Annotated in this window: 24 protein-coding genes; 12 read left to right on the top strand and 12 right to left on the bottom strand. The window is 71.7% G+C overall.

The window, feature by feature from the left end; all coding sequences use genetic code 11:
• Nucleotides 1-529: MBL fold metallo-hydrolase (locus tag ACFE64_RS09150; RefSeq protein ID WP_375392156.1), on the bottom strand; the 529-nt coding region annotated here is incomplete at its 3' end.
• Between the two features lie 89 nt (nucleotides 530-618).
• Between ACFE64_RS09150 and pabB the strand changes: the two genes are divergently transcribed.
• The 4 genes from pabB to msrA all read left to right on the top strand — a co-directional run bounded on the left by pabB (nucleotide 619) and on the right by msrA (nucleotide 4584).
• Nucleotides 619-2382, top strand: a complete 1764-nt coding sequence (pabB, locus tag ACFE64_RS09145) for an aminodeoxychorismate synthase component I (RefSeq protein WP_375392155.1) — start codon at nucleotides 619-621, stop codon at nucleotides 2380-2382.
• 30 nt (nucleotides 2383-2412) lie between these two features.
• On the top strand, nucleotides 2413-3612 hold the full coding sequence (locus ACFE64_RS09140; RefSeq protein ID WP_375392154.1) for a pyridoxal phosphate-dependent aminotransferase: 1200 nt from the start codon (nucleotides 2413-2415) through the stop codon (nucleotides 3610-3612).
• Nucleotides 3613-3784: 172 nt separating this feature from the next.
• A complete protein-coding gene (locus ACFE64_RS09135) occupies nucleotides 3785-3922 on the top strand; it encodes a hypothetical protein (RefSeq protein ID WP_375392153.1) in 138 nt (45 codons plus the stop codon).
• Entirely contained in the window at nucleotides 3919-4584 is a 666-nt protein-coding gene (msrA, locus tag ACFE64_RS09130; RefSeq protein ID WP_375392152.1) for a peptide-methionine (S)-S-oxide reductase MsrA, read from the top strand. The genes ACFE64_RS09135 and msrA overlap by 4 nt, the downstream gene beginning before the upstream one ends.
• On the opposite strand, the gene pdeM is transcribed toward msrA, so the two are convergent.
• The 3 genes from pdeM to ACFE64_RS09115 all read right to left on the bottom strand — a co-directional run bounded on the left by pdeM (nucleotide 4568) and on the right by ACFE64_RS09115 (nucleotide 7857).
• Nucleotides 4568-5230: a ligase-associated DNA damage response endonuclease PdeM gene (gene pdeM / locus ACFE64_RS09125; RefSeq protein ID WP_375392151.1), complete on the bottom strand. Its 663-nt coding sequence runs from the start codon at nucleotides 5228-5230 to the stop codon at nucleotides 4568-4570. The genes msrA and pdeM overlap by 17 nt on opposite strands.
• Nucleotides 5231-5376: 146 nt before the next feature.
• On the bottom strand, nucleotides 5377-6771 hold the full coding sequence (locus ACFE64_RS09120; RefSeq protein WP_375392150.1) for a M20/M25/M40 family metallo-hydrolase: 1395 nt from the start codon (nucleotides 6769-6771) through the stop codon (nucleotides 5377-5379).
• Between the two features lie 57 nt (nucleotides 6772-6828).
• Nucleotides 6829-7857: a retroviral-like aspartic protease family protein gene (locus ACFE64_RS09115; protein WP_375392149.1), complete on the bottom strand. Its 1029-nt coding sequence runs from the start codon at nucleotides 7855-7857 to the stop codon at nucleotides 6829-6831.
• 90 nt (nucleotides 7858-7947) lie between these two features.
• Here ACFE64_RS09115 and ACFE64_RS09110 point away from each other — a divergent pair, with 90 nt between their 5' ends.
• From ACFE64_RS09110 to rpoN, 5 genes are all read left to right on the top strand, one after another.
• Nucleotides 7948-8568 (top strand): ribonuclease D, encoded by a 621-nt coding sequence (locus ACFE64_RS09110; RefSeq protein WP_375392148.1) that lies wholly within the window; start codon nucleotides 7948-7950, stop codon nucleotides 8566-8568.
• Nucleotides 8561-9202 (top strand): LPS export ABC transporter periplasmic protein LptC, encoded by a 642-nt coding sequence (lptC, locus tag ACFE64_RS09105; protein ID WP_375392147.1) that lies wholly within the window; start codon nucleotides 8561-8563, stop codon nucleotides 9200-9202. Before ACFE64_RS09110 ends, lptC begins: the two co-directional genes overlap by 8 nt.
• Nucleotides 9203-9207: 5 nt before the next feature.
• A complete protein-coding gene (locus ACFE64_RS09100) occupies nucleotides 9208-9729 on the top strand; it encodes an LptA/OstA family protein (protein WP_375392146.1) in 522 nt (173 codons plus the stop codon).
• A gap of 110 nt (nucleotides 9730-9839) precedes the next feature.
• Nucleotides 9840-10616 (top strand): LPS export ABC transporter ATP-binding protein, encoded by a 777-nt coding sequence (lptB, locus tag ACFE64_RS09095; RefSeq protein ID WP_375392145.1) that lies wholly within the window; start codon nucleotides 9840-9842, stop codon nucleotides 10614-10616.
• A 157-nt stretch (nucleotides 10617-10773) separates the two neighbouring features.
• Nucleotides 10774-12228 carry an RNA polymerase factor sigma-54 gene (gene rpoN / locus ACFE64_RS09090; protein ID WP_375392144.1) on the top strand — a complete coding sequence of 485 codons (1455 nt, stop codon included), beginning with the start codon at nucleotides 10774-10776 and terminating at the stop codon, nucleotides 12226-12228.
• A 3-nt stretch (nucleotides 12229-12231) separates the two neighbouring features.
• On the opposite strand, the gene ACFE64_RS09085 is transcribed toward rpoN, so the two are convergent.
• From ACFE64_RS09085 to ACFE64_RS09070, 4 genes are all read right to left on the bottom strand, one after another.
• Nucleotides 12232-13323, bottom strand: coding sequence for a hypothetical protein (locus ACFE64_RS09085; RefSeq protein WP_375392143.1), 1092 nt, complete (start codon nucleotides 13321-13323; stop codon nucleotides 12232-12234).
• 574 nt (nucleotides 13324-13897) lie between these two features.
• Nucleotides 13898-15568, bottom strand: a complete 1671-nt coding sequence (locus tag ACFE64_RS09080) for a S10 family peptidase (protein ID WP_375392142.1) — start codon at nucleotides 15566-15568, stop codon at nucleotides 13898-13900.
• A 29-nt stretch (nucleotides 15569-15597) separates the two neighbouring features.
• A complete protein-coding gene (locus ACFE64_RS09075) occupies nucleotides 15598-16932 on the bottom strand; it encodes an amino acid permease (protein ID WP_375392141.1) in 1335 nt (444 codons plus the stop codon).
• A 257-nt stretch (nucleotides 16933-17189) separates the two neighbouring features.
• Nucleotides 17190-18188 (bottom strand): ligase-associated DNA damage response exonuclease, encoded by a 999-nt coding sequence (locus ACFE64_RS09070; protein WP_375392140.1) that lies wholly within the window; start codon nucleotides 18186-18188, stop codon nucleotides 17190-17192.
• Between the two features lie 87 nt (nucleotides 18189-18275).
• Here ACFE64_RS09070 and ACFE64_RS09065 point away from each other — a divergent pair, with 87 nt between their 5' ends.
• From ACFE64_RS09065 to ACFE64_RS09055, 3 genes are all read left to right on the top strand, one after another.
• A complete protein-coding gene (locus tag ACFE64_RS09065; protein WP_375392139.1) occupies nucleotides 18276-18437 on the top strand; it encodes a hypothetical protein in 162 nt (53 codons plus the stop codon).
• A 116-nt stretch (nucleotides 18438-18553) separates the two neighbouring features.
• Nucleotides 18554-20971, top strand: a complete 2418-nt coding sequence (locus ACFE64_RS09060) for a ligase-associated DNA damage response DEXH box helicase (protein WP_375392157.1) — start codon at nucleotides 18554-18556, stop codon at nucleotides 20969-20971.
• Nucleotides 20972-21157: 186 nt separating this feature from the next.
• Nucleotides 21158-23182 carry a M13 family metallopeptidase gene (locus ACFE64_RS09055; RefSeq protein ID WP_375392138.1) on the top strand — a complete coding sequence of 675 codons (2025 nt, stop codon included), beginning with the start codon at nucleotides 21158-21160 and terminating at the stop codon, nucleotides 23180-23182.
• A gap of 29 nt (nucleotides 23183-23211) precedes the next feature.
• On the opposite strand, the gene ACFE64_RS09050 is transcribed toward ACFE64_RS09055, so the two are convergent.
• The 4 genes from ACFE64_RS09050 to ACFE64_RS09035 all read right to left on the bottom strand — a co-directional run.
• Complete coding sequence (locus ACFE64_RS09050) at nucleotides 23212-24114, bottom strand: sterol desaturase family protein (RefSeq protein WP_375392137.1); 903 nt, start codon at nucleotides 24112-24114, stop codon at nucleotides 23212-23214.
• Nucleotides 24115-24143: 29 nt separating this feature from the next.
• Nucleotides 24144-24572 carry a hypothetical protein gene (locus tag ACFE64_RS09045; RefSeq protein ID WP_375392136.1) on the bottom strand — a complete coding sequence of 143 codons (429 nt, stop codon included), beginning with the start codon at nucleotides 24570-24572 and terminating at the stop codon, nucleotides 24144-24146.
• A complete protein-coding gene (locus tag ACFE64_RS09040) occupies nucleotides 24569-25015 on the bottom strand; it encodes a TIGR01244 family sulfur transferase (RefSeq protein WP_375392135.1) in 447 nt (148 codons plus the stop codon). The genes ACFE64_RS09045 and ACFE64_RS09040 overlap by 4 nt, the downstream gene beginning before the upstream one ends.
• Nucleotides 25016-25174: 159 nt before the next feature.
• Nucleotides 25175-26863 (bottom strand): RecQ family ATP-dependent DNA helicase (locus ACFE64_RS09035; RefSeq protein ID WP_375392134.1); only part of this gene is annotated, 1689 nt, incomplete at its 5' end.

Here is a 26863-nt window from a genome sequence, read left to right as displayed (position 1 = left end):
GATCGCCGCCCGGCAGGTCGGTGCGCCCGACCGAGCCCTGGAACAGCACGTCGCCCACCTGCGCGAACTGCGACGGCGCGTGGTGGAAGATCACATGCCCCTGGGTGTGGCCGGGCGTGTGGTACACATCGAGCGTCAGATCGCCGACCGTCACGGTGTCGCCGTCCGCCAGCCAGCGGTCTGGCTCGAACGGCACGCCGCTGATGCCCCAGCTGCGCCCGTCCTCTGCCAGCCGCGCCAGCCAGAAGCGATCGGCCTCGTGCGGCCCCTCGATCGACACGCCCAGGCGATCGGCGAGCGGCTTCGCCTCGCCGGCATGATCGATATGGCCGTGGGTGAGCAGGATCTTCTCCACCGTCACGCCCGCCTGCGCCACCGCCGCCTCGATTCGCTGGAGGTCGCCGCCCGGATCGACCACCGCCGCCCGCATCGTCGCGGTGCACCAGATCAGCGTGCAGTTCTGCTGGATCGGCGTGACGGGCACGATCATCGCCTGCAGGGAGGCGGCGCGCAGCGGAGGCTCGGTCATCCGCGCGAGATGGCGGGCGGCGGCGGGGGCGTCAACGCCGCGACGGCGTCCGCCTTGCGCCCGCCCCGCCGGCCCGGCAAGCCACGGCCATGCTGACCCCGCCCTTCGTGCTGCTCGACGATGCGCGGCCAGGCGGGCAGGCACGGCTCTATCGCGATCCGGTGCGGATCGTGACGGCGCGCGCGCCGGGCGAAGTGCGCGCGGCCCTGGACGCCGTCAGGGACGCGCGCGGGCTGCACGCGGCGGGGTGGCTCGCCTATGAGGCGGCCGCCGCATTCGAGCCGTCGCTCCCCGCGCCCGCCGGCAGCGCACGGCTCGCCTGGTTCGGGCTGTTCGATACCGTCGTGGACGTCGATCCCGCCGCGCTGCTCCCCGACGGCGCGGGCGCGTGGGTCGGCGCGCCCGAACCGATGATCGACCGCGCCGCCTATGACGTCCGCTTCGCGCAGGTGCAGGCGCTGATCGCGGCGGGCGATCTCTACCAGGCCAACCTCACCTTCCAGGCGCGCGTGCCGGTCGCGGGCGATCCGCTCGCCATCTACGCCGCGGTCCGTGGCCGCGCGGCGGCGGGCTGGGGCGCGATCGTCCACACCGGCGACGCGGTGATCCTGTCCTTCTCGCCCGAGCTGTTCTTCGCGGCCGACGGGGACCGCCTCACCGCCCGGCCGATGAAGGGCACCGCGCGCCGCCGCGCCGACCCGGCCGAGGACGCCGCGGTCGCCGCCGCATTGGCCGTCGATCCCAAGCAGCGCGCCGAGAACCTGATGATCGTCGATCTCCTCCGCAACGACCTCGCGCGCGTCGCCGCGCCGGGCAGCGTCGCGGTGCCGGCGCTGTTCGCGGTCGAGCGTTACCCCACCGTCCACCAGCTGACCTCGACCGTCACCGCGACGCTGGCGCCGGGCCGCGACGCGGTGGACGTGATCGCCGCGCTGTTTCCCTGCGGCTCGATCACGGGCGCGCCCAAGCTCAGCGCGATCGCGGCGCTGGCCCGGATCGAGGGCGGCGTGCCGCGCGGCGTCTATACCGGCGCGATCGGGCGCATCGACGCGGACGGCGGCGCGCAGTTCAACGTCGCGATCCGCACGCTGACGTGGCGCACTGACAGCGAAGGGGGAGTGGCCGTGATGGGCCTGGGCGGCGGCATCGTCGCGGACAGCCGCGCGGACGCGGAATGGGACGAGGCGCTCGCCAAGGGTGCGTTCCTCACCGCCGGCGCGCGGCCGTTCGACCTGATCGAGACGATGGCGTTCGATCCCGTCGCGGGCATCGCGCTGCTCGAACGGCATCTTTCGCGCATGGCGGCGAGCGCGGCGGCGCTCGGCTTCCGCTTCGACCGGCACGGGGCGAGGAACGAACTGCAGGCCGCGACCTTCCGCCTTCGCCAGCCCAAGCGCGTCCGGCTGCTGCTGGCGCGCGCCGGTGGGCTGGCGGTGGAGGTCGCGCCCCGGCCGCCCGCGCCCGCCGGGCCGCTGCCCGTCGCCATCGTGCCGCTGCCGGTCGCGCCCGCGGACTTCCGCCTCCGGCACAAGACCAGCGACCGCGGCTTCTACGACGCCGCGCGCCGGACGGCGGGCACCGCGGAGGTGGCGTTCACCGACCCGGCCGGTTGCCTGACCGAAGGCAGCTTCACCTCGCTCTTCGTCGAGCGCGATGGCCGGCTGGTGACGCCGCCGCTCGCGCGCGGGCTGCTGCCCGGCGTGCTCCGCGCCGAGCTGCTGGCGAACGGTCGCGCCGTGGAGGGGGACCTCACCCCCGCCGACCTCGCCGGCGGGTTCTTCGTCGGCAACGCGCTGCGCGGCCTGCTGCCCGCGGTCGTGGCGGTTGCGAAAGGAGGCGGGGCGCCGGTATAGCCGCGCCGCCTCCCTGCCCGAAAGGCCGCCATGCAGCCCTCCGCCGCGCTCGCCCGCATCAGCCCCTCGCCGACGCTCGCCGTCTCCGCGCGCGTCGGCGCGCTCAAGCGCCAGGGCGTCGACGTGATCGGGCTGGGCGCGGGCGAGCCCGACTTCGACACGCCCGACCACATCAAGGAGGCGGGCATCCGCGCGATCCGCGACGGTCGCACCAAATATACCGACGTCGACGGCACGCCCGAGTTGAAGGCGGCGGTGGTCGCCAAGTTCGCGCGCGACAACCGCCTGTCCTACGGGCTCGACCAGGTGACGGTGAACGTCGGCGGCAAGCACACGCTGTTCAACGCGATGGTCGCCACCGTCGACCCGGGCGACGAGGTGGTGATCCCCGCGCCCTATTGGGTCAGCTACCCCGACGTGGTGCAGTTCGCCGGCGGCACGCCCGTCATCGCGCCGGCCGGGCCGGAGCAGGATTACAAGCTGTCGCCCGCAGCGCTGGAGGCGGCGATCACCCCGCGCACCAGATGGCTGATCCTCAACTCGCCTTCCAACCCGACCGGCGCCGCCTACACGCGCGACGAGCTGCGCGCGCTTGGCGCGGTGCTGGCGCGTCATCCGCAGGTGTGGGTGTTCGCCGACGACATGTACGAGCACATCATCTATGACGGCTTTGCCTTCGCCAGCATCGCCGAGGCGTGCCCGGACCTGTACGAGCGCACGCTGACCGTCAACGGCTGCTCCAAGGCGTATGCGATGACCGGCTGGCGGATCGGTTTCGGCGGCGGCCCCGCCTGGCTGATCAAGGCGATGGCCAAGCTGCAATCGCAATCGACCAGCAATCCGTGCTCGATCGCACAGGCCGCGGCGGTGGCGGCGCTGACCGGGCCGCAGGACTTCCTCGCCGAGCGCGCCCGCGCGTTCCAGGCGCGCCGCGACCTCGTCGTCTCGATGCTCAACCAGGCGAAGGGGATCACCTGCCCGCGGCCGGACGGCGCCTTCTACGTCTATCCCTCGATCGCGCCGCTGATCGGGACGACGACGCCCAAGGGGCAGTTGATCGATTCGGACGAGGCGTTCGTCGGCTATCTGCTGGACGAGGCGCGGGTGGCGGCGGTGCATGGCGCGGCGTTCGGCCTGTCGCCGGCGATGCGCATCAGCTACGCCACGTCCGAAGACGTGCTGCGCGCAGCGGGCGAGCGCATCCAGACGGCCTGCGCGGCGCTCAGATAGTCACGCCGGAAACGCATCGTTTCGGCAACCGGGACTGAACGGCCGCACCAGCTTTCGTTAACCCGCGCTAACTATAGCCATGCCTTGCCGCCGGTCGGAGGGCTTCCGATATGGCTGCAACCAACGTCGGTGCCGCCAGTTCGGGCACCCATCTGGATCAGGATCACGTCAAATGGTTTCGTTGTTGAAGTCCAGCTTCCTGTGGCAGTTCGCGGGCGGGTTCCTGCTCGGCGCGGCCGGGCTGGTCGCGCTCCACCCCGGTGCGGCGCAGGCCGCTCTCGCCGCCCCGATCCACGCCATCGCCCGATGAGGACGCTGATCGCCCTGCTCGCCGGCGGCGCCGCGCTGCTCGGCCTCGCCGCCGCCGGCTCGGCGCGGACGGAACGCGCCGTGCCGCTGCCCGCCGCCAGGCAGGACGTGCCCGCCGCGTCCGGCACCCAGACGGCCGTCCTCGCGGGCGGCTGCTTCTGGGGCATGGAGGCGGTGTTCGAGCAGGTGAAGGGCGTGAAGTCCGTCACCGCGGGCTATGCCGGCGGCACCCAGGCGACCGCGAGCTACGATCAGGTCTCGACCGAAGCGACGCATCATGCCGAGGCGGTGAAGATCGTCTTCGACCCCCACGTCGTGAGCTACGCCACGCTGCTGCGCGTCTATTTCTCGATCGCCCACGATCCGACCGAGCTCAATCGCCAAGGGCCGGACACCGGTCCCAGCTATCGCTCGGCGATCTTCCCGCAGTCGCCGCGCCAGGCGGCGGTGGCGCGCGCCTATCTGGCGCAGCTCGGGGCGGCGCATGCCTTCTCCGCGCCGATCGTGACGCGGATCGAGACCGGCAGCTTCTACCCGGCCGAGGCCTATCATCAGCGCTTCTACGATCGGAACCCCACGCACCCGTATATCGTCGCCTGGGACAAGCCCAAGGTCGCGGGCTTCCGCGCCGGGTTCCCGCAGCTCGCTAGGCCGCCAGCCTGAAGCGGAGCAGCCGGTCCTCCACCGGCACCAGCGCCTCCGCTGCCGGCCCGACCGCGCGCGCCAGCGCGGGGTGATGGACGTCCAGCCCGCCGGTGAGCGCGCCGAACGCGGGCAGCACCAGCTTGCAGGGCGACGCGACGAAGCAGCGCCGCGCCACCTGCCGCCCGCGCACCGTCACCCGCAGCTTGGGATGGAAATGCCCTGACAGCTCGGGCCGCGTCTCCGCCGGGTCCGCCTCGTGGCGCAGGACCAGCCCGTCGACCAGCGCCTCCGCCGCGACATCGCCGCCGCAGCGATCGGCGACCACCGGATCATGGTTGCCAGTGATCCACGTCCACCGCGCCGCCGCCGTCAGCCGCGCAAGTGCGTCGCGGGCCGCAACCGGCAACCGATCGCAGCCGCCCACGTCATGGAAGCTGTCGCCCAGGCACCAGATCTCCGCCGCCGCGGTGGCCGCTGCGAGCGCCTCCAGGTCGGCGAGCGTCGCCAGCGTGTCATAAGGCGGCAGCAGCTGCCCGCCGCGCGCGAACCAGCTCGCCTTCTCGAAATGCAGATCGGCGACCAGCAGCGCGCGCCGCGCCGGCCAGAACAGCGCGCCCTGCGGGAGCGCCAGCAGGTCGTGACCACTGAACGAAAAGGGAACCATGGCGAGGCCTTAGCGGCCGGGAGTCGCGCGGAGCAAGAGCCTTGGCAGCCCTCCACCTTGCCGGGCTCATCCCGACATGCACCTCGGACCGGGCTGCGCCGCCGGCCGGTCTTGCGCGAGTCAGCCGGACGTAGCCGGCTGCCGCGCTACGACGCATACGCCTTGATCAGATCGAACAGATAGTCGCGTCCCTCATACAGCGACCGCACGCGGATGCGTTCGTTGAGGCCGTGGACGCCGCTGCCGTCCTTGTCGATGAAGGTGCCCGGCGCGCCATAGACCGGGATGCCGATCGCCTCCAGGAAGATGCCGTCGGTCGCGCCGGTCGACATCACCGGCAGCATCGGGACGCCGGGGAAGTATCTGGCCGCCAGCGTCGTCGCCGGCCCGGTGATCTTCGGATCAAGCCTGGGCGGGATCGCGGTAGGGCGGACCGGCTGGTTCGCCGTCACCGTCACCTTCGGCCCGGCGAGCTGCTTGAGCTGCGCGAGCGTGCCCTCCACCGTCTCGCCCGGGAAGATGCGGCAGTTGATGTTGGCGGTGGCGCGTTGCGGCAGCGCGTTCTCGGCATGGCCGGCGCTCAGCAGCGTCGCGACGCAGGTGGTCCGCAGCGTCGAGTGCATCGCCTTGTCGCGGCTGACGATCGCGTCGGCGGCGGCGTCGTTCGGGTTGGCCAGCAGCCGGGTGATCGCCGCGCCCGTCTCGCCGCCCATCGCCTTGGCGGACGCCGTGAAGAAGGCGCGCGTCGTGTCGGTGAAGCGGACGGGAAACTCGAAGCCCTGCACCGCCTTCACCGCGTCGGCGAGCTGGTAGATGGCGTTGTCCGGCACCGGCTGCGACGAGTGGCCGCCGGGATTGGTCGTCGTGAAGGTGTAGTTCTGCGCCGCCTTCTCGCCGACCTGGATCGCGAGCAGCTGGCGGTTGCCCTGCTCGTCCAGCCGGCCGCCGCCGCCCTCGTTCAGCGCGAACTCGGCCGCGATCAGGTCCGGCCGGTTCTTCGCCAGCCATTCCGCGCCGTCGAACGCGAACGTGGTCTCCTCGCCGCAGGTCAGCGCGAGCTTGATCGTGCGCCGGGGCTTGTAGCCGCCCTGCCGGAACCGGATCATCGCATCGGCCCAGATCGCCGCCTGCGCCTTGTCGTCGACGGAGCCGCGGCCATAATAATAGCCGCCTTCCTCGACCAGCCTGAACGGGTCGCGGACCCAGTCCTCGCGCCTGGCCTCCACCACGTCCAGGTGCGCGAGCAGCAGCATCGGCCTGGCCGCCGGGTCGCTGCCCTTCAGCACCGCGACGAGGCCGCCGTCCTTGGGGTGCTCGGACACGGCGAAGCTCGTCAGGTCCGCGTCGGGGTAGCCCGCCGCCCGCAGCCGCGCCCGGATCTGCGCCGCCGCCTGCGTGCAGCTGCCCGTCGACAGCGCCGTGTCGGTCTCGACCAGCTCCTTGTAGAGCCCGAAGAACGCCTGCTGATCGGGCCGCGCCTGCGCCGCCGCCATGCCCGGCGCTACCGCCAGCACCGCCGCCGCCATCCATCTCAAGCTCATGTCGCCTCCCCAACAGGACCGTCGCGCCGGTAGAGCGGCTTTCGGGGCGGCGCGCAACTAGCCGCCGGGGCGGCCGCCGGCGCCGGCGAGGCCGTCGGTCGCCGGCGCGTCGGCGCCGTGGGGAAGCGCGAAACGGATCTCGCGATTGGCGAAATCGATCGCGACGGTCCGGAACAGCCTGAGCGCGTCCATGCCCAGCAGCAGCGCCGGCGTATCGGCCAGACCGAACCGCCTGAACGGCGGCACGTCGGAAAACGCCACGCGCACGTCGTTGAAGCCGATGCCGCCGATGTCGAGCCGATCGACCGCGAAGGCGGTGGTGTGCAGCGTCACGCCCGTCGCCGAGCGCATGTCCATCGGCCCGATCAGCTTGGGTCGTCGGGTGATCGCGGCGAGCAGCGCGCCGTTGCCGACGGTGACGGGGGAGCCGGTGTCGACGATCACCGAGATGCGCTTGCCATGCCAGAACGCGTCGGTGACGATCAGCTGGCCGACCAGCGACTTGGCTTGCACCACCACCTCGCCCGGCAACGCGACGTAGGTCGGCGAGGAGCGTCGGCGCGCGGGCTTCACCGTCATCTGCCCGCGGGTGAAATCGATGCTGATGGTGTGCCCCTGCAACGCGTCGAGGCCGAGCATGCCGGCCGCGCCCATGTCCACTGCGCCGAGCGCGGGCGCTTCGATCGTCTCGCGCGAGATCTGGCTGACCGACAGGCGCGGCACGATGACGGAGCCGACCTCGGCCGGCCCGGTCATCGCGATCACGCGCACCTGCGGGCCGGAGGCGAGCCCGAGCACGCCGGCGAGCTCGCGCGACACCACCGTCCGCTCGGCGCCGGTGTCGATCACGAAGTTCCACGGCCCCCGCTGGTCGATCGACACGGGCACGGTCATCCGCTCCTGCGCGGTTCCCAGCGCCAGCATCGCCTCGCTGGACAGCGGGACCGGCGGCGGGGTGGGCGGCGCGATCACCAGCTGGACGAGGGCGACGTCCAGCGGCGCGCGGGGCGGGACGGCGGGCGGGGGCAAGGCAGGCGCGGCAACCGCCGCCGCCGCGGCGGCGAGCAGGGTAGTGAGGCTCTCCATGGCGTGGATGATGCGCCCGTTCCGGGCCTTTGGAAAGGGCCGGCGAGACGGCCGTTGAGCCGCGGCCTCCGGCCCCCTAAGGCACTCGGCATGACCGTGCATTTCCATGAGGAAGACCTGGCCCCGGCCGTCTTCGCCCCCGGTGCCGCGATCGCCGTCGACACCGAGACGATGGGCCTCCAGACCCCGCGCGATCGCCTGTGCGTGGTGCAGCTGTCGGACGGCGGCCCGGACGAGCATCTCGTCCGCTTCGCGCCGGGCAGCGATTATGCCGCGCCGGTGCTCAAGGCGCTACTCGGCGACGCGGCCCGGCTGAAGCTCTATCATTTCGGCCGCTTCGACATCGCCGCGCTGCGCCACTATCTCGGCATCGTCGCCGCGCCGGCCTGGGACACCAAGATCGCCTCCCGGCTGGTGCGCACCTATACCGACCGGCACGGGCTCAAGGAGCTGGTCAAGGAGCTGCTAGGCCTCGACCTGTCCAAGCAGCAGCAGTCCTCCGATTGGGGCGGGCCGGAGCTGAGCGACGCGCAGAAGGAATATGCCGCGTCGGACGTCCGCTATCTCCATCGGCTCAAGGACGAGCTGGAGCGTCGCCTCCAGCGCGAAGGGCGGCTGCCGCTCGCCCGGGCCTGCTTCGACTTCCTGCCCCACCGCGCCGAGCTCGATCTGGCCGGCTGGCCCGAGATCGACATCTTCGCCCATGCATGATGCCGTCATGCAGGGGAGGCGATCGGCGCGCCAGCGCTGGGCGCTGCCGGGCGGGCGTCACGACCGGCTGATCGCGCTGCTCTCCTTCGCGCTTCCCGTGGCGGTGGGGGTGCTCGCCGCGTTCCTGGTGATGGCGCCGCTCTACTCGGCGAGCGACGTGTCCTTCCTGCTCGACAAGAAGAAGGTGGAGGTCGCGCATGAGCGGCTGAAGATCCAGGCGGCGCAGTATCGGGGCCAGGACGCCAAGGGCCAGCCCTTCACGCTCGACGCCGCATCGGCGGTGCAGCGCACCTCGGCGGAGCCGGTGGTGGAGCTGCGCGACCTCGACGCCAAGCTGCAACTCCCGGACGGACCGGCGCATGTTCACGCCGAAACCGGCCGCTACGACATGGATACCGAGCAGGTGCGGATCGACGGCCCGATCCGCCTCACCGGGCCCGACGGCTACCGGCTCGACACGCACGACGCGACCGCCGACCTCAAGGCGCGCACGCTGGAAAGCGGCGGCGCGGTGACGGGCGAGGCGCGGCAGGGCCGCTTCTCCGCCAACCACCTCACCGCCGGCCTGGAAAGCCGTGTCGTGCATCTCGACGGCGCCGCCCGCTTGCGCATCTATCCGCGAGCGACGAAATGATGGCGATGCGTGCGATCCTCCTCCTCGCCCTGCTCGCCGCGCCGGCGCTGGCGCAGGGCCGGCACGACACCGCCGCGCCGATCGACTTCGGCGCGGATCACATCGAGCTGCAGGACAAGGCGAACCGCGCCACCCTGACCGGCAACGTCGCGGTCAAGCAGGCCGAGATGACGCTCAACGCGCAGCGGATGACGGTCGCCTATACCGGCCAGGTGATCGGCGGTGCGCCGCAGGTGTCGCGGCTGGACGCGTCGGGCGGGGTGACGGTGCGCCGGCCCGAACAGACTGCCCGGTCGAGCTACGCGATCTACGACCTCAACCGCCGCACGATCACCATGCTGGGCGCGGTGTCGCTGACCCAGGGGACGAACACGGTGAACGGCGGCCGGATGACGATCAACCTGGACACCGGCCGGGCGACGATCGACGGCTCCTCGGTCGGCAGCCAGGGGGCGGGCGGCGCGGGCGCGGTGACGCAGCGTAGCGGCCGCGTGACCGGCACCTTCTCCGTCCCCGACCGCAAATAAGCGCTGGTCGGACGCTTCTCCGTCGCACGCCGCACCGCTTCCTGCATGTTTCCTGCCAATCGGTTCCCCGGTAATGCTCGGGTAACCACCATCTGCGAGGCCGCGCCTGCATGGACGCCGTGACGGACACCCTGGATGCGCCGACGCTCCTCGAGCCGCCCGTCGCGCGCGGGCTGCAGGTCGTGTCGATCGCCAAATCCTACGACAAGCGCAGCGTCCTCGCCGACGTCTCGCTGTCCGTCGGCCGGGGCGAGGTGATCGGGCTGCTCGGGCCCAACGGCGCCGGCAAGACGACCTGCTTCTATTCGGTGATGGGGCTGGTGAAGCCGGACTCGGGGCGCATCGTGCTCGACGGCGACGACATCACGGGCCTGCCGATGTATCGCCGCGCGATCCTGGGGCTCGGCTATCTGCCGCAGGAGACCTCGATCTTCCGCGGCCTGTCGATCGAGAAGAACATCCTGACGGTGCTGGAGCTGGCCGAGCCGAACGCGGCCGCGCGCCAGCAGAAGCTGGACCGGCTGCTCGACGAGTTCGGCCTGACGCGCCTGCGCGCCGCGCCCGCCATGGCGCTGTCGGGCGGCGAGCGCCGCCGCGCCGAGATCGCCCGCGCGCTCGCCGCCGATCCGTCGATCATGCTGCTCGACGAGCCGTTCGCGGGCATCGACCCGATCTCGATCGCCGACATCCGCGATCTGGTGAAGGACCTGAAGCGCCGCGACATCGGCGTGCTCATCACCGATCACAATGTCCGCGAGACGCTGGACATCGTCGACCGCGCCTACATCATCTATGATGGCCGCGTGCTGTTCACCGGCTCGCCCGCCGAGCTGGTCGCCGACGCCAATGTCCGGCGGCTGTATCTGGGCGAGGGGTTCAGCTTGTAGCGATGGACGGCCGGCCTTCTTCGATCCTCCCCGGGACGGGGAGGGGAACCATGCGGCGCATGGTGGAGAGGGCCCCGAACGGCGTGCCCAGCCCGGGCCCCCGCCACCATGCCCTGCCGGCGCGGTCCCCCTGCCCGTCCCGGGGAGGAGTTCACGGATGAGCCTCGCCCCCCGCCTCGACCTGCGCCAGACGCAGTCGCTGGTGATGACGCCGCAGCTCCAGCAGGCGATCAAGCTGCTGGCGCTCTCCAACCTGGAGATCGAGGGCTTCATCGCCGAGGAGCTGGAGCGCAATCCCCTGCTCCAGGCCGGCGCGACCGACGACGTCGCGACGCCCGAGCGGCCCGAGCGGCCCGAGCGCGATGAGCCGGCCGCCGACGCGGCGGCGGGCGAGGCGGCGCTCGACACGGACGTCACCGAGCGCTTCGACGACGGCCCCTCGGAGTCGATCGCGACCGGGTCGTCCGGCGCGGGCGCGGGCGGCCCGGGAGCGGATGGTGAGCTGCCCGATCTCGACGCGTTCGCCGCGCCCGCCGAGACGCTCGCCGAGCACCTGCTGGCGCAGGCCGGGGCGGCGATCGCCGGGCCGGACCTGTTCATCGCCCGGCACCTGATCGACCAGATCGACGAGGCGGGCTATCTGCGCGCGCACCTGCTGGAGGTCGCCGACCGGCTGGCCGTGCCGCTCGCCCGCGTCGAGGCGGTGCTGGCCCAGATCCAGACCCTCGATCCGACCGGCGTCGGCGCGCGGGATCTCGCCGAATGCCTGGCGCTGCAGGCGAAGGAGGCGGACCGCCACGATCCGTGCATGGCGCGCCTGCTCGATCATCTCGACCTGCTCGCGCGCGGCGAGCTCGGCCGCCTCAAGCGCATCTGCGGCGTCGACGACGAGGATCTGGCGGACATGATCCGCGAGGTGCGCGGCTATGATCCCAAGCCCGGTTGCCGTTACGGCGGCGAGCCCGTCCAGGCGGTGGTGCCCGACGTGTTCGTCACGCGGACGAAGGCCGGCTGGGCGGTGGAGGTGAACGCGGCGACGCTGCCGCGCGTGCTGGTCGATCGGCGCTATCATGCCGAACTGGCGCATGGCAGCCACGACAAGGCGTCCAAGGCGTGGCTGGGCGACATGCTCGCCGGCGCCAACTGGCTGGTGAAGGCGCTCGACCAGCGCCAGCGCACGATCGTCAAGGTAGCGACCGAGATCGTGAAGCAGCAGGAGGCGTTCTTCCTGCACGGCGTGGCACACCTGAAGCCGCTGACGCTGGCGCGGATCGCCGACGCGATCGAGATGCACGAATCGACGGTGAGCCGCGTCACCTCGAACAAATATCTCGGCTGCGCGCGCGGGCTGTTCGAGCTGAAATACTTCTTCACCTCCGCAATCCAGGCGGCGGACGGCGGCGACGCGGTGTCGGCGGCGGCGGTGAAGAGCGCGCTCAGGGCGCTGATCGCGGCGGAGGGCACGGCCGTGCTCAGCGACGACACGCTGGTCGAGATGCTGAACGCGAAGGGCTTCGACATCGCCCGGCGGACGGTGGCGAAATACCGCGAGGCGATGGGCATCGGCAGCTCCGTCCAGCGCCGCCGCGCCAAGGCGCTGGAACGGGCCTGACGGTCAGCTGCCGGCCTTGGCGCCGGCGCGCGCGATGTAGATGGGCGCCAGCGCCGCATAGACCTGATCGGCGTCCAGCACGCGGGCGCGTTCCGGCGCGAGATCGGCGGGCAGCGCCGCGGGATCGACGAAACGCACGTCGAGCTCGGTCTTGTAGTCGGCGGGCGTGCTCGACAGCGGGATGCCCATGCGGGTCATCGTCAGCGTCTGGGCATAGTCGCGCCGGCCCACGATCAGCAGCCCCCGCTTGCCCGCCTGTCGCGCCAGATCGGCCGCGCGCAACAGCGTGAGCTCCTCCACCGCCGGACCGGAACTGGCCTTGCCGACGAACGCGACGGTGGTGATCCCGGTCGCCGCGTCGGTCTTGGAGCGGAAGCCGTCGGTCGCGCCGCCCGCGACGAACAGGCCGGCCAGGAAACGGTTGCCGGCTCCTTCATAGTCCGCGATGTTGCCGCTCGTCTCCGGCAGCGGCATCGCCCGGCGCAGGGCGGCCACGTCCAGCTGCTCCGCCTCGCGCCGGGCGGTCAGCTTCGCTGCCAGCACTGCCGAGTCGGGCGCCAGGGCGCGCTCGCTCGCGGGCAGCGCCGCCTGGAGCGCGGTCAGCAACTCGACGCCGGCCGCGCCGACCGGCAGCTCCGTTCCGATCAGCGCCTTCAACGCCTCGGTGGGCCGGCCGTCCGCGACCGCGATGCGTGCGTCGGCCAGCAACCGGGCGCGCCGCCACGCCTCGCGCAGCGGCCCGGCGATGGGGCTCGGCGGCTGCGCGACGCCCGTCTTGTCCGCCGCGGGCGTCAGCGCCGCTTCCAGCTTCGTCTCGGTGTCGGTCAGCAGCGCCCGGGCCGCCGCGGGCTGACCGGTCGCGGCCAGGGCATAGCCGGCGGCCGCCCCGTCGAGCATCGAGGTGATCAGCGTGTTGGCGTCCGCATTGGCGTCGAGGAACGGCGGCAGGACGGGGCCGGGCTTGGGGAACGCCTGGTTCAGGCGGGGGTATTCGGCGGCCGCCTGCGCAAACCGGCCCGCTTCCATGTCGGCGCCGAACTGCAGGCGGTAGGCCTGCGGCGTGAGCGGCAGCAGCGCGGCATAGGGTGCGTCCACGCCCTGCGCGAGATCGCGCGCGCTGGCGGATCAGCGCCGCCATGCTCTGGACGGCGATGCTGTAGGGTCGCGCGGCCGCGGCCTCCGTCGCCAGGCGGCGCGCCGCGTCGCGGTCGCCCTTGACCTGCAGCGCCGCGGCGCGCGCCAGCGTCAGCGACACGCCCATGCTGCGCGCGTAGAGCGGATCCTGCGCGAGCGGGCCGGCGGCCGCCGCGGCGGCGTCGAGATCGGTCAGGGCACCATCGGCGTCGGCCGCCTGCAGCCTCGCCAGCGCCCGGGCGCGCAGCAGGTGCGCGCGGCGCAGCGTCGCGGCGGGAAGCAGGCGCGGGTCGGCCAGCGCATCGGTGCACGCGGTCACCGCCACCTCGGCATGGCCGGCGCCCGGGATAGGGAACGGCGCGGCGCCGGCCGGCCCGGCCATGCCGCCGTTGCGGTCCCCCGGCGGTCGCAGGCCGTCGCAGTCCTGGAAGTCGCGCTTCGCGCCCTGCGCGGCGCTCGCGCCCAGCCACGCCACGGCGGCCGCGACCGCCCACACCCGCTTGGTCATCCCATCCCTTTCGTCAGGCGTTCAAGATCAGTTCGGCGTCCGACCCCCGGCGGGCGCGGAGCCCAGACTCGCGGGCTGCCCCGGCGTTCCCGCCTTCGCGTCGCCGACCGCCCCGTCATACCACGCCGCCAGGTCCCGCTTCATGGCGTGCAGCGCGTCCGGGTTGAGATACGCCATGTGGCCCGACGGATAATAGCGGAACGCGAGGTTCCGCTGCTGCACCGGCTCCAGCATCATATGGCCGAGGTCCGTCTCGGTGCCGAAGAACGGCGTCGCCATGTCGTAATAGCCGTTGAGCGACAGCACATGCAGATACGGGTTCTCGCGCATCGCCGCGGCGAGGTCGACGGCGGTGTTGGGGTTGTTCTGCATCGCGCCATAGCCCGATCCGGGCGCCTTGTGCTTCCAGTTCCAGTCGAAACCCGCCGCGTCGCGCGCGGAGAGCCGGTAGGGCAGCTCGGTCCTGTAGCCGAGCGTATGCGTCACATAGTCGGTGAAGGTCGCGATGAACGCGCCCGAGATCGCCGTGTCCGACGCGTCCGTCTCCGGCCGGTCGCCCGCCGCGTCTGCATCGACGCCGGTGTAGCGCGCGTCGTAGCGGCCGATCGTCAGCCGCCGGTCGCGCAGCAGCTCCTTCTGGAAGCGCGGCAGGTCGATGCGCAGGTTCGCCCGCTTGATATAGTCGGCGGAGATGCCGATCAGCTGGCTCATCTGGGTGGCGACGGCATCCTTCTCCGCGTCGGAGATCAGCTGCCCCTTGGCGAGCGCGGCGGCATACGGCCCGAGCGCGAAGGCCCGCGCCTGCGCGGCGATCGTCGCGACGTCGGCGGGCGGGTTGGCCAGCTTGTGGTGATACCAGGCGGTCGTGGCGAAGCTCGGCAGGTAGTTGAGATACACCTCGTCCAGCCCCGGCTGGCGATAGCCGTAATTCATGATCGACGACAGCAGCACGACGCCGTTCAGCGCCATGCCGCGCTCCTGCAGCTGATAGGCGAGCGCGCCCGAGCGGGTGGTGCCGTAGCTCTCGCCGAAGATGAACTTCGGGCTGTTCCAGCGGCCGTATTTGGTGGCGTAGCGCAGGATCGCCTTGGCGAACGCGTCGGCATCCTCGTCGACGCCGTAGAACTGGCCGGGCTTCATGTCGCCCAGCGGCCGCGAATAACCCGCGCCGATCGCGTCGAGGAAGACGAGATCGGTCTTGTCGAGCAGCGAATCGGGGTTCGGCCCGAAATCATAGGGCGCGGGCCTGATCACCTCCGGATTGCCGGTCTTCAGCCGCACCGGCGCGAACGAGCCCATGTGCAGCCAGAAGGTCGGGCTGCCCGGGCCGCCATTGTAGAAGAAGGTGACCGGCCGTTTCGTCCCCGGCCGCACGCCGTCGAGCGTATAGGCGGTGTAGAACATGCTCGCGGTCGGCTTGCCCTCCACGTCGCGCAGCGTCAGCGTGCCGGCGGTGGCGGTGTAGGGCAGCGCGCGACCGTCCACCGTCACGCTCGCCCGGTGGGTGACCTCCTGCTCCTTGACGGGGGCATTGGCGTAGCCCGCCTCCGCCTCCTGCTTCACCTTGTCGGCGTTGGACTGGCCGACGCTCTTGTCGGCCCGGTTCTCCGTCTTGTCGGCGGGCTTGGGGCCGTCCTGGGCGAGGACGGGGCAGGCAAGCGCAAGGAGCGGCAGGGCGAGCAGCGCGAGACGGGGCAAGGGGCGACCTTTCGGTGGGATGGGCGCCGCTATGCTAGCCCGCGGGCGCGCCTGCGCAATCGCAGAAAATAGGCGAGCGTGGCGAGCAGCAGGGCCGGCGCGCCCCAGGCCAGCGTCCAGCGGAACTCGGCGGTGAAGGCGGTCGTCAGCAGCAACGCCGCCATGGCGGCGCCACCGAGGCGGCTCGGCCAGGGATGGCCCCACAGCCGGAACCCCGCAGGCGCGCCGTGCCGCCGGCGAAAGGCGAGGTGGGTGGCGAAGATCATCATCCACACAAACAGCGCACCGGCGATCGACACCGCCAGCATCGCGCCGAACGCCTGCGCGGGCGCGAGCGCGACGAGCGCGACCGCCAGCACCGCGCCGCCGCTCGACGCGAGCACCGCGCGCCGCGGTGCGCCGTTCGTCGCCAGCACCATGAGCCAACGCGGCGCCTGCCCCGCCGCCGCCAGCGCCCACAGCATCCGCGAGCCCGCATAGAGCTGGCTGTTCATCGCGGACAGCGCCGCCACCAGCACCACCGCATTGATGACGCCCGCGGCATAAGGCAGGCCGGTCGCCGCCATCACCGTCACGAACGGGCTGACCGTCACGCCCGCCCGCGTCCACGGCACGAGCGCCAGCATGATCGCCAGGCTGCCCAGGTAGAAGATCGCGAGCCGGACGAAGGTGGCGCGGAACGCGCGCACGATCGCGCGCTCGGGCGCCGCCGCCTCGCCCGCCGCGATCGCGATCATCTCGACCGAGAAATAGGAGAAGATCGCGACGATCACGCTCTTCCACACGCCCCAGGCGCCGTGCGGCGCGAACCCGCCCGCGGCCGCATAGTTGACGAAGCCGACGCCGCTCCTCACCCACACCAGCCCGCCGAGCAGCATAAAAAGGAGGATCGCCGCCACCTTCACCGCCGAGAAGCCGTACTCGATCGCCCCGAACCAGCCGACGCCTGCGAGGTTGATGCCGACCAGCGCCGCGGAGAAGCCGACGATCCAGACCATGCCGGGCACGTGGGGAAACCACCACGCCATGTAGAGCGCGACTGCCGTCACCTCCGTGCCGACCGCCAGCACCACCGCCGACCAATAGGCCCAGCGCACCAGGAAGCCGGCGAGCGGGCCGAGATACATCTGCGCGAACGCGCCGAACGCGCCGGTGACGGGCGTCGCCACCGTCATCTCGGCCAGCGCCCCCATCAGCGCCAGCGTGATGAGCCCGGCGATCGCGTAGCTGGCCAGCACCGCGGGGCCCGCCATCCCGATCGCGAACCCGGAGCCCAGGAACAGCCCCGTCCCGATCGCCCCGCCGATCGCGATCATGGCGAGCTGACCGGTGGTGAGTGCGCGGTGGAGAGTGGGCTGGATCACCGGGCGAGCGTGTCAGGCGGCTGGAACGAGCACAACCTCCGTCATGCCGGCCTTGAGCCGGCATCCAGGCTGATCCCAGGCAACCCGCTCATCATCTGAGCGGATGGCTCTGGCCTGAGATGGACCCCGGCTCAAGGCCGGGGTGACGGGTGTGGGAGCGCCGCGGCGAACCGCGTCGTCGGTCGGCGCTGCAGGCGCCGCCGGCCGACGCGCCTGATGCGCTCGGTCGCTGCTTCGCTGCGACCTCGCCAGGCGCGTCAATCATCCTCATCCTCGAATCCGACGAGGTTCAGCGGCCGCGCCTTGATCTGCCGCTGCGCGCACCAGTGCACCAGCGCCTCCTCGCGCCCGTGCGTCACCCACACCTCCTTGGGCGACAGCTCGGTCAGCGTGGTCGTCAGCTCGTCCCAATCGGCATGGTCGGAGAGGATCAGCGGCAGCTCGACATTCTTCTGTCGGGCGCGCTGCCGGATCCGCATCCAGCCTGACGCCATGGCGGTGATCGGGTCGGGCAGCCGGCGCGACCAGCGGTCGTTGAGCGCGGACGGCGGGCAGAGCACCACATGCCCCGCCACGTCCTTCTTCGCCGCCCCGGTCGCCGGCAGCAGCTCGCCCAGCCGCACGCCGTGATCGGCATGAAGCTCGCACAGCCGCGCCAGCGCGCCGTGGATGTAGATCGGCGCTGCGTGCCCGCGCTCGCGCAGCTCGGCGATCACCCGCTGCGCCTTGCCCAGCGCATAGGCGCCGACCAGCACGCACCGTTCCGGATTGGCGTGCAGGCTGCTGAGCAGCTTGTCGATCTCGTCGCCCGTGTCCGGGTGGCGGAACACCGGCAGCGCGAAGGTCGCCTCGGTGACGAACACGTCGCAGGCGACGGGCTCGAACGGCGCGCAGGTCGGGTCGGCGCGGCGCTTATAGTCTCCCGACACTACCACCCGCTCGCCGCGATGCTCCAGCACGATCTGCGCGGAGCCGAGCACATGGCCAGCCGGCACGAAGCCGACATTCACGTCTCCCAGCCGCACGCTCTCGCCATACCGCACGCCGGTGCCTGTCTGCGGGCCGTAGCGCGCGTCCATGATCGCCAGCGTCTCGGGGGTCGCCCAGACCTGCTCGTGGCCGCCGCGCGCGTGATCGGCATGGCCGTGCGTCACCAGCGCGCGGGGCGAGGGCCGCGAGGGATCGATCCAGGCATCGGCAGGTCTGACGTAGATGCCGTGCGGATGCGGTTCCAGCCAATCACCGAGGCGCGCCATCGCCGCTATACGCACGAGCCGGCGGGCCGGAGCCAAACGTCCCCAGCGACGTTGACCCGCCGAACCATTCGAAGGGCGCGCGCGATGATGTATTACTGGTCCATCCTGGGCGCGCTGATCCTGGGCGCCGCGATCGCCTGGGCGGCGCTGAACAATCGCCAGTCGCGCCGGGAAGAACGCCGCACCGAGGAAGCGACGCGGGACCTCTACAAGGCGGAAGACGAGAAGAACAAGGCGCAGGGTCGATAGGGCCATGCCGTCATGCCGGCCTTGTGCCGGCATCCGCGCCGGACCAAATCACCGGCGTGACCTTCATTGCCGACAGCGGGGCTGAAGCCATCATCGACCCCGGCACTTCGGCCGGGGTGACGGGGCAGGAAGACCTTCCCGAACCCCTCCGGACCTGGTTCGCCACCCGCGGCTGGTCCCCGCGCCGGCATCAGCTCGCCATGCTGGACCGCGCCCGCGCCGGACGCCATGCGCTGCTGGTCGCCGCGACGGGTGCGGGCAAGACGCTGTCCGGCTTTCTTCCGACGCTCGCCGAGTTGATCGAGCACCCGGCGGACGGGCTGCACACCCTCTACGTGTCGCCGCTCAAGGCGCTGGTGATCGACATCCAGCGCAACCTGCTCGGCCCCGTCGAGGCGATGGGGCTGCCGATCCGGATCGAGACGCGCACCGGCGATACCCCGTCCGATCGCAAGGCGCGCCAGCGGGTCAAGCCGCCGCACATCCTGCTGACCACGCCCGAATCGCTGTCGCTGCTGCTCTCCTATCCGGACAGCTTCACCCTGTTCGCCGGCCTGCGCACGATCGTCATCGACGAGGTCCACGCCTTCGCCACCGGCAAGCGCGGCGACCTGCTGTCGCTGTGCATGGCGCGCCTCCAGCGCCTCGCGCCCGACCTGCGCCGTGTTGCGCTCAGCGCCACCGTCGCCGACCCGGACGGCTACCGCGCCTGGCTCGCGCCCGACGGCGACATCGACGCGGTCGACCTCGTCGAGGGCGAGCCGGGCGCCGAGCCCGACATCGCGATCCTCCTTCCCCAGGATCGCGTGCCCTGGATGGGCCATTCCGGCCGCTACGCCGCCGAGCAGGTGATGGCGGAAATCGAGACGCACCGCACCTCCATCATCTTCTGCAACACGCGCAGCCTCGCCGAGCTGATCTTCCAGGACCTGTGGAAGGTGAACACGCTCGGCCTGCCGATCGGCGTCCACCATGGCAGCCTGGCGCGCGAGGCGCGGCGCAAGGTGGAGCAGGCGATGGCCGACGGCCGGCTGCGCGCGCTGGTCGCCACCGCGTCGCTGGATCTCGGCGTCGACTGGGGCGATGTCGACTGCGTCATCCAGATGGGCGCGCCGAAGGGCTCCAGCCGCCTCCTCCAGCGGATCGGCCGCGCCAACCACCGGCTCGACGAGGCCTCCGAAGCCATCGTCGTTCCCGGCAACCGCTTCGAATATCTAGAGGCGCGCGCGGCGCTCGACGCGGTGGAGGCGGGCGAGCTCGACCCCGACCTGTTCCGCCCGGGCGCGCTCGACGTGCTCGCGCAGCACATCATGGCCTGCGCCTGCGCCGCGCCGTTCGCGCGCGACGCGCTGCTCGACGAGGTGCGCGCGGCGCTGCCGTATTCCGCGTTGTCGGATGCGCTGTTCGACCGCGTGCTCGGTTTCATCCGCGACGGTGGCTATGCGCTGAAGGCCTACGATCGGTTCAAGCGGCTGACGGAGGACAACGGCGTCTGGCGCGTCAGCCACCCGAAGTTCGTGGCGCAGCATCGCCTCAACGCCGGCATCATCGTCGAGGCGACGATGCTCACCGTGCGGTTCAAGAACGGCCGCAATCTCGGCAAGGTGGAGGAAAGCTTCGCCGCGCAGCTCGCGCCCGGCGACACCTTCTTCTTCGCCGGCCTCTCCTGCGAGGTCGAGCGGATCGACACCGAGGACCTGGTGGTGCGCGCCTCGACCCGGCCCGCGCGCATCCCGACCTATGGCGGCGCGCGCATGCCGCTGTCGACCAACCTGGCCGACCGCGTCCGCCGCTTTCTCGCTACGCCGGCCGAATGGGCGCGCTTCCCCGCCGACGTGCGCGAATGGCTGGAAATCCAGCGCAAGCGCTCGATCCTGCCCGAGCCCGGGCAGCTGCTGGTCGAGACCTTCCCGCGGGAAGGAAGGCACTACATGGTCGCCTACAGCTTCGAGGGCTGGAACGCGCACCAGTCGCTCGGCATGCTCCTCACGCGCCGCATGGAGGCGCACGGCCTGAGGCCGCTCGGCTTCGTCGCCAACGACTACGCGATCGCGACCTATGGGATCGAACCGGTCCGCGACCCCGCCGCGCTGTTCTCCGCCGATATCCTGGAACACGAGTTCGTCGAGTGGGTGGAACGCTCACACCTGCTCAAGCGCGCGTTCCGGGAGGTGGCGGTGATCGGCGGCCTCGTCGAGCGCCAGCATCCGGGCAAGCGCAAGACCGGACGGCAGGTGACCTTCTCCACCGACCTGATCTACGACGTGCTGCGCAAATACGAGCCGACCCACCTGCTGCTGGAGGCCGCCTGGGCGGACGCGCGCGCACGGATGACCGATGTGGGGCGCCTCGCCGGGCTGCTCGACCGCGCCGCCGACACGATGGTGCATGTCGACCTGCCGCGCGTTACGCCGCTGGCGGTGCCGGTGCTGACGCTGATCGGCCGCGAGCGCGTCGCCACGGGCGGTTCGGGCGAGGACGCGCTGCTGATCGAGGCGGAGGCGCTGGCCGCCGAGGCGATGCGGGTGGATTGAGCCCTCCGTCACCCCGGCCTTGAGCCGGGGTCCAGCTCAGGCCTGGCCAACCGCTCCATCACGACGCGCCGCGCCCGGTTCAGCGTTGGATCCCGGCGCAAGGCCGGGATGACGAGGAAGAGCAGGAGCGAAGGGCTTCTCTCCGCCGCCGAACGCGCTACGATCCGGCACCTCCCGGAGAACCCCATGCGCCGCCTCGCCGTCCTCGCCCTCGCCTCCCTTCCCGCGCTGCTCGCTGCGCAGGATGCGCCCAAGCCGCATTACGGCCGCTGGGGCGTCGACCTCGCCGACATGGACCGCTCGGTGAAGCCGGGCGACGACTTCTACGCCTATGCCGAAGGAACGTGGCTGCGCGATCACCCGATCGACGCGGACAAGGTCGGTGCCGGTTACAATTACGACCTGCCCGATACCGCGGAGCTGCAGGTCCGCGCGATCGTCGAGGAGGCGCAGGCGCATCCCGACAGCGCGGTCGCGAAGAAGGTCGGCGACTTCTACGCCGCCTGGATGGACGAGGCGGGCGTCGAGGCGCGCGGCCTGGCCCCGCTGCGGCCGTACCTCGCGCGCATCGACGCGGTGACGGACCGCGACGCGCTCGTCCGATTGATGATGCAGCCGGGCTATCCCTCGCCCGTCAACATCGGCATATCGGCCGACGTCGAAGATCCGACGCGCTACCAGGCCGATGCGGGGCAGGCGCGCTTGGGGCTGCCGGCGCGCGACTATTACCTGCTCACCGGCCCCAAATACGACGCCATCCGCGCCGCCTATCGGGCCTATCTGGTCAAGCTGCAGACGCTCGCCGGGCTGCCCGACGCCGCCGGTCGCGCCGATCGCATCATCGCGCTGGAAACGCGGCTGAGCCAGGATCAGTGGACGCCCGAGCAGCGCCGCGATCCGGTCAAGACGCACAACCCGATGGACCGCGCGCAGCTTACCGCGCTCGCGCCGCAGTTCGACTGGGCGCCGACGCTGGCGAGCATGGGGCTCGGCCAGGCGGCCAGGGTCAACGTCAACGAGCCGAGCGCGGTCGCCGCCGCCGGCCGGCGGCTCGCCGACGTGCCGCTCGCCACCTGGAAGGAGTGGATGACGGCGCGCTACCTCAGCGACGTCGCGCCGTTCCTGCCGCACGCGTTCGACCAGGCCAGCTTCGACTTCTACTCGCACACGCTGCGCGACGTCCCCCAACAGCGCGCGCGCTGGAAGCGCGGCATCGCCTATATCGACGGCTCGCTCGGTGAAGCGGTGGGGCGTATCTATGTCGAGCGCCACTGGTCGCCCGAGACGGAGCGGCAGGCGAACGAGCTCGTCGCCGACATGCGCGCCGCCTACCGGGACAAGATCGAGCACGCCGCCTGGATGGACACCGCCACGCGCGCCGCGGCGCTGACCAAGCTGGGCACGTTCGATCCGCGCATCGGCCATCCGGCGAAGTGGATCGATTATGGCGCGCTGGAAGTGAGCCGGGCCGACCCGCTCGCCAACGCCATGCACGCCGCCGCGTTCGGATGGCGGCTGCAGCTCGCGCGCTTCCCGCACCCGGTCGAGCGCTGGCTGTGGTACATGACGCCGCAGACGGTGAACGCCTATTACGACCCGACCATGAACCAGATCACGGTGCCCGCCGCGATCCTGCAGCCGCCCTTCTTCGACGCCGCCGCCGACCCGGCGGTCAACTATGCCGAGACGGGCGCGACGACGATCGGGCACGAGATGGGTCACGGCTTCGACGACGAGGGTCGCCAGTTCGACGCGCAGGGCCGCCTGCGCGACTGGTGGACCAAGGACACCGCCGCCAAATACATGGTGCAGGCGGATCGGCTCGCCGGCCAGTTCGACCAGTATGAGCCGATCCCGGGCGTCCATATTAAGGGCCGGCTGACGCTCGGCGAGAACCTGGCCGACCTGGGCGGGCTGGAAACCGCCTATGCGGCCTATCGCCGCTACGTGTCGCGCCACGGCGAGCCGCCGGTGATCGACGGCTTTACCGGCGACCAGCGCTTCTTTCTGGCCTTCGCCGCCGCCTGGCAGGGCAAGATGCGCGAGGGCGCCGAGCGGCAGCAGCTGCTCGCCAACCCGCACAGCCCGGACAAGTATCGGGTCAATGGCATCGTCCGCAACTTCGACCCCTGGTATCGGGCGTTCGGGGTGAAGCCGGGTGACAAGATGTACGTTGCGCCCGACCAGCGCGTGCGGGTCTGGGGGGCGTAGCGCCCGGGTGCAACACCGGGCGGCTTAGCTCATCGCGCGCTTGTCCGCCGCGCCTCCCGCTCGGCCCAGCGGGCGCGGATCGTCTCGCTGGTGTCGCGGCTGGCGTCATGGCTCCAGCCCGGCGGCTTCCACAGATAGCCGAGCTTCGCGGCCCATGGCGCGTGCCACACATCGGTCGCGATCCCGGCCCATTCGTGGAACGCCGCCCACAGCAGCGAGAAGCTGCCGAGATCATGGACCAGCCCGTAACGCGGCCGATCATCGTCGCGCTCGGGCTCGAAGGTGCCGAACAGCCGGTCCCATACGATGAACACGCCTGCATAGTTGCGGTCGAGATAGCGCGCGTTGGTGGCGTGGTGGACGCGGTGGTGCGACGGCGTGTTCATCACCGCCTCGATCCAGCGCGGCAGCCGGCCGACCGCCTCGGTATGGATCCAGAACTGATAGATCAGGTTGATCCCGGCCACGAAGAACACCATCGCCGGCGGAAATCCGACGAGGAACAGCGGCAGTCGGAACAGGAAAGCGAGGCTCACGAACCCCGTCCAGGTCTGCCGCAACGCCGTCGACAGGTTGTAATGCTGCGACGAGTGATGGATGACGTGGCTCGCCCAGAACCAGCGCACCCGATGGGCCGACCGGTGGAAGAGGTAATAGGCGAAGTCATCAAGCACGAAGCAGACCGGCCAGACCCACCAGGCATAGCCGATCGGCAGCAGGTGAAAGCGGTATACCCACGTCGCCAGCGCAAACACCGCCCCGCCCGACAGCACGCCCGCAGCCGTCGAACCCAGCCCCAGCGCCAGGCTGGTCAGCGTGTCGCGCGGGCAATAGCGCGAACGGTCGCGCGCGCGCGCGACGAGCATCTCGGCGAGCACCAGCAGGACGAACCCGGGGACGGCGTAATCGACGGGATCGGGCAGCGACGGCATCGCCAGCAGCTTACAACCGTGTCCGTTACCTAGCCAGCGCGACCGCGGTCGCGGCGGGCGTCCATGAACGGCAAGGTCAGCTCTCCCGCCAGTCGCCGGAGGTCGAGCGCGTCCACCCCGGTCAGCGTCACCGCCCCGAACCGCCGCTCGCCGGTCTCCACCACCGTCCCGTCGGCAGTGGGCCGCACCGCCGCCCAGCGCACCTCGCGCACCGCCGCGCGCGCGCCATGGCGCTTCACCGCGGCCAGCCGCCCGTCAGCGCCGACCGCCAGCGCACCGGCGCCGTCCGCGCCCAGCACCACGTCGCGCGCCTCGAACCCGGCGAGCGCCGCCTCGGCCGCGTCCGCCGCCTCCTCCGGGCTGGCGATCCGCGCGTCGCGTCCGAGCCTGAGCGCCCAGGCGACGCCCGCCAGCGCCAGCACCGCCGCCAGCGAGGCGGCGAGCGAGACCCAGTTCATCGTGCCTCCACCCCGCTTGCCGACAAGGCGTCCAGCGTCGGCCGGAGGCCGGACAGGTCATACCCCGCCGCCGCCGCCTGTGCGACCAGCAGCGCGGGATCGCGCCCGGCCTTGGCCGCGGCGAGCGCCCACAGGTTGCACGAGCGCGTGCCCGAACGGCAATAAGCGAGCACCGGCCCGTCCGCCGCCGCCAGTGCCGCCGCCATCGCGTCCAGCTGCGGATGGCTGAAGCCGGCATGCGTCACGGGGATCGCCTGGTAGCCGAGCCCCGCCGCCGCCGCGGCCGCCCGGATCGCCTCGCCGCCGGGTTGCCCGGGCTCCTCGTCGTCGGGCCGGTTGTTGACGACGGCGACGAAGCCGGCGGCCTTGATCGCGGCCATGTCCTCGGGGTCGATCTGCGGCGCGACGGCGACGCGGTCGTTGAGCGGGCGGAGAAAGAGCATGGGCCCCTGTAGCCAATCCTCTCCGGGACGGGGAGGGGGACCGTCGACGCGCAGCGGCAATGGTGGGGGGGGGCCCGACGCACGGGGTGTGGCCAAGAGCTGGGCCCCCTCCACCACCGGGCTGCGGCCGACGGTCCCCCTCCCCGCGAGCGGGGAGAATCAGCTATTCCGGATCACCTCCAGAAACGCATCCCCATAGGCGTCCAGCTTGCGCGCGCCGATGCCCGAGAGCACCGCCAGCTCCGCCCGGCTCGCCGGCCGCCGCGCCGCCATGTCGCGCAGCACCGAGTCGTGGAAGACGACATAGGGCGGCACGCCCGCTGCCTGCGCCAGCTCGCGGCGGCGCGCGCGCAGCGCCTCGAACAGCGGCGTGTCGGCCGGGTTCGCCGCGACCGGCGCCTCGCCGCGCCGCCGCCGCTCGCGCCTGGGCTGCACCGGCAGCCTCAGCTCGGCGCCCTCCTTGAGGATCGCGCGCGCGCCGGGGCCGAACTCCAGCCCGCCATGCTCGTTGGCGCGCAACGCATCGCGGGCCAGCAGCGCGCGGCCGAGCGGCTTCAGCAGCGCCGCGTCCTCCTCGCCGACGATGCTCCACACGGACAGCGCCTCGTGCCCGTTCATCAGCGTCCGCTCCGACGAGCGGCCGGTCAGCACCTGCTCGACATAGCCCGCGCCGAACAGCTGCCCCGTCCGGAACACCGCCGACAGATATTTCCGCGCCAGCTCGGTCGCGTCCACCGTCGCACGCGGCATCAGGCAATTGTCGCAATTGCCGCAATCCTCGGTGCGCTCCTCGCCGAAATGCTTCAGCAGCACGCGGCGGCGACAGCCCGTCGTCTCGACCAGCCCGCCCAGCGCCGCCAGCCGCTGCCGTTCGCCAGCCTGGCGGCCCGGCTCCACCTCGACCAGCCGCTGGCGCGCGCGTGCGAAATCCTCCGCGCCCCAGAACAGATGCGCTTCCGCGGGATCGCCGTCGCGCCCGGCGCGCCCCGTCTCCTGGTAATAGGCCTCGATCGACTTCGGCAGCCCGGCATGTGCGACGAAGCGGACGTCCGGCTTGTCGATCCCCATCCCGAACGCGACGGTGGCGACCATCACCATGTCCTCCGACGCGACGAAGTCGGCCTGGTTCCGCGCGCGCACGGCAGGATCGAGCCCGGCATGATAGGCGCGCACCGGTCGGCCCGCCCGCCCCAGCGACTCCGCCAGCCGCTCGGTCGCCGCGCGCGTCGGCGCATAGACGATCCCCGGCCCGGGCTGCGCGGCGAGCAGGTCGGCGATCTGGCGCGGCGCATTGTCGCGCGGCGCGATCGCATAGCGGATGTTCGGCCGGTCGAAGCCGGAGACGATCAGCCCGTCGGCCGGGATGCCTAGCTGCTGCAGGATGTCGGCGCGCGTATGCGCATCGGCCGTGGCGGTCAGCGCCAGCCGCGGCACCGCCGGGAACGCGTCCATCAGCGGCGCGAGCAGGCGATAGTCGGGCCGGAAGTCATGCCCCCATTCGCTGACGCAATGCGCCTCGTCGATCGCGAACAGGCTGAGCGTCGCGTCCGCCAGCAGGCTGCGGAAGGACGCGTTGGAGGCCCGCTCGGGCGCCACATAGAGCAGGTCCAGCTCGCCCGCGCGGAACCGGGCGCGCGTCTCCGCCTGGTTCTCGTCGACGCTGGTCAGTGTCGCCGCGCGGATGCCGACCGCGGTCGCCGCACGCAGCTGGTCGTGCATCAGCGCGATCAGCGGCGAGACGACGACGCACGTCCCCGCCAGCATCGTCGCGGGCAGCTGATAGCAGAGCGACTTGCCCGCCCCCGTCGGCATCACCGCCAGCGTCCGCTCGCCCGCCAGCACGCGCGC

This window comes from uncultured Sphingomonas sp. (assembly GCF_964250165.1).
GTDB lineage: Bacteria > Pseudomonadota > Alphaproteobacteria > Sphingomonadales > Sphingomonadaceae > Sphingomonas.
This window is presented reverse-complemented; position numbering and strand designations above follow the sequence as displayed.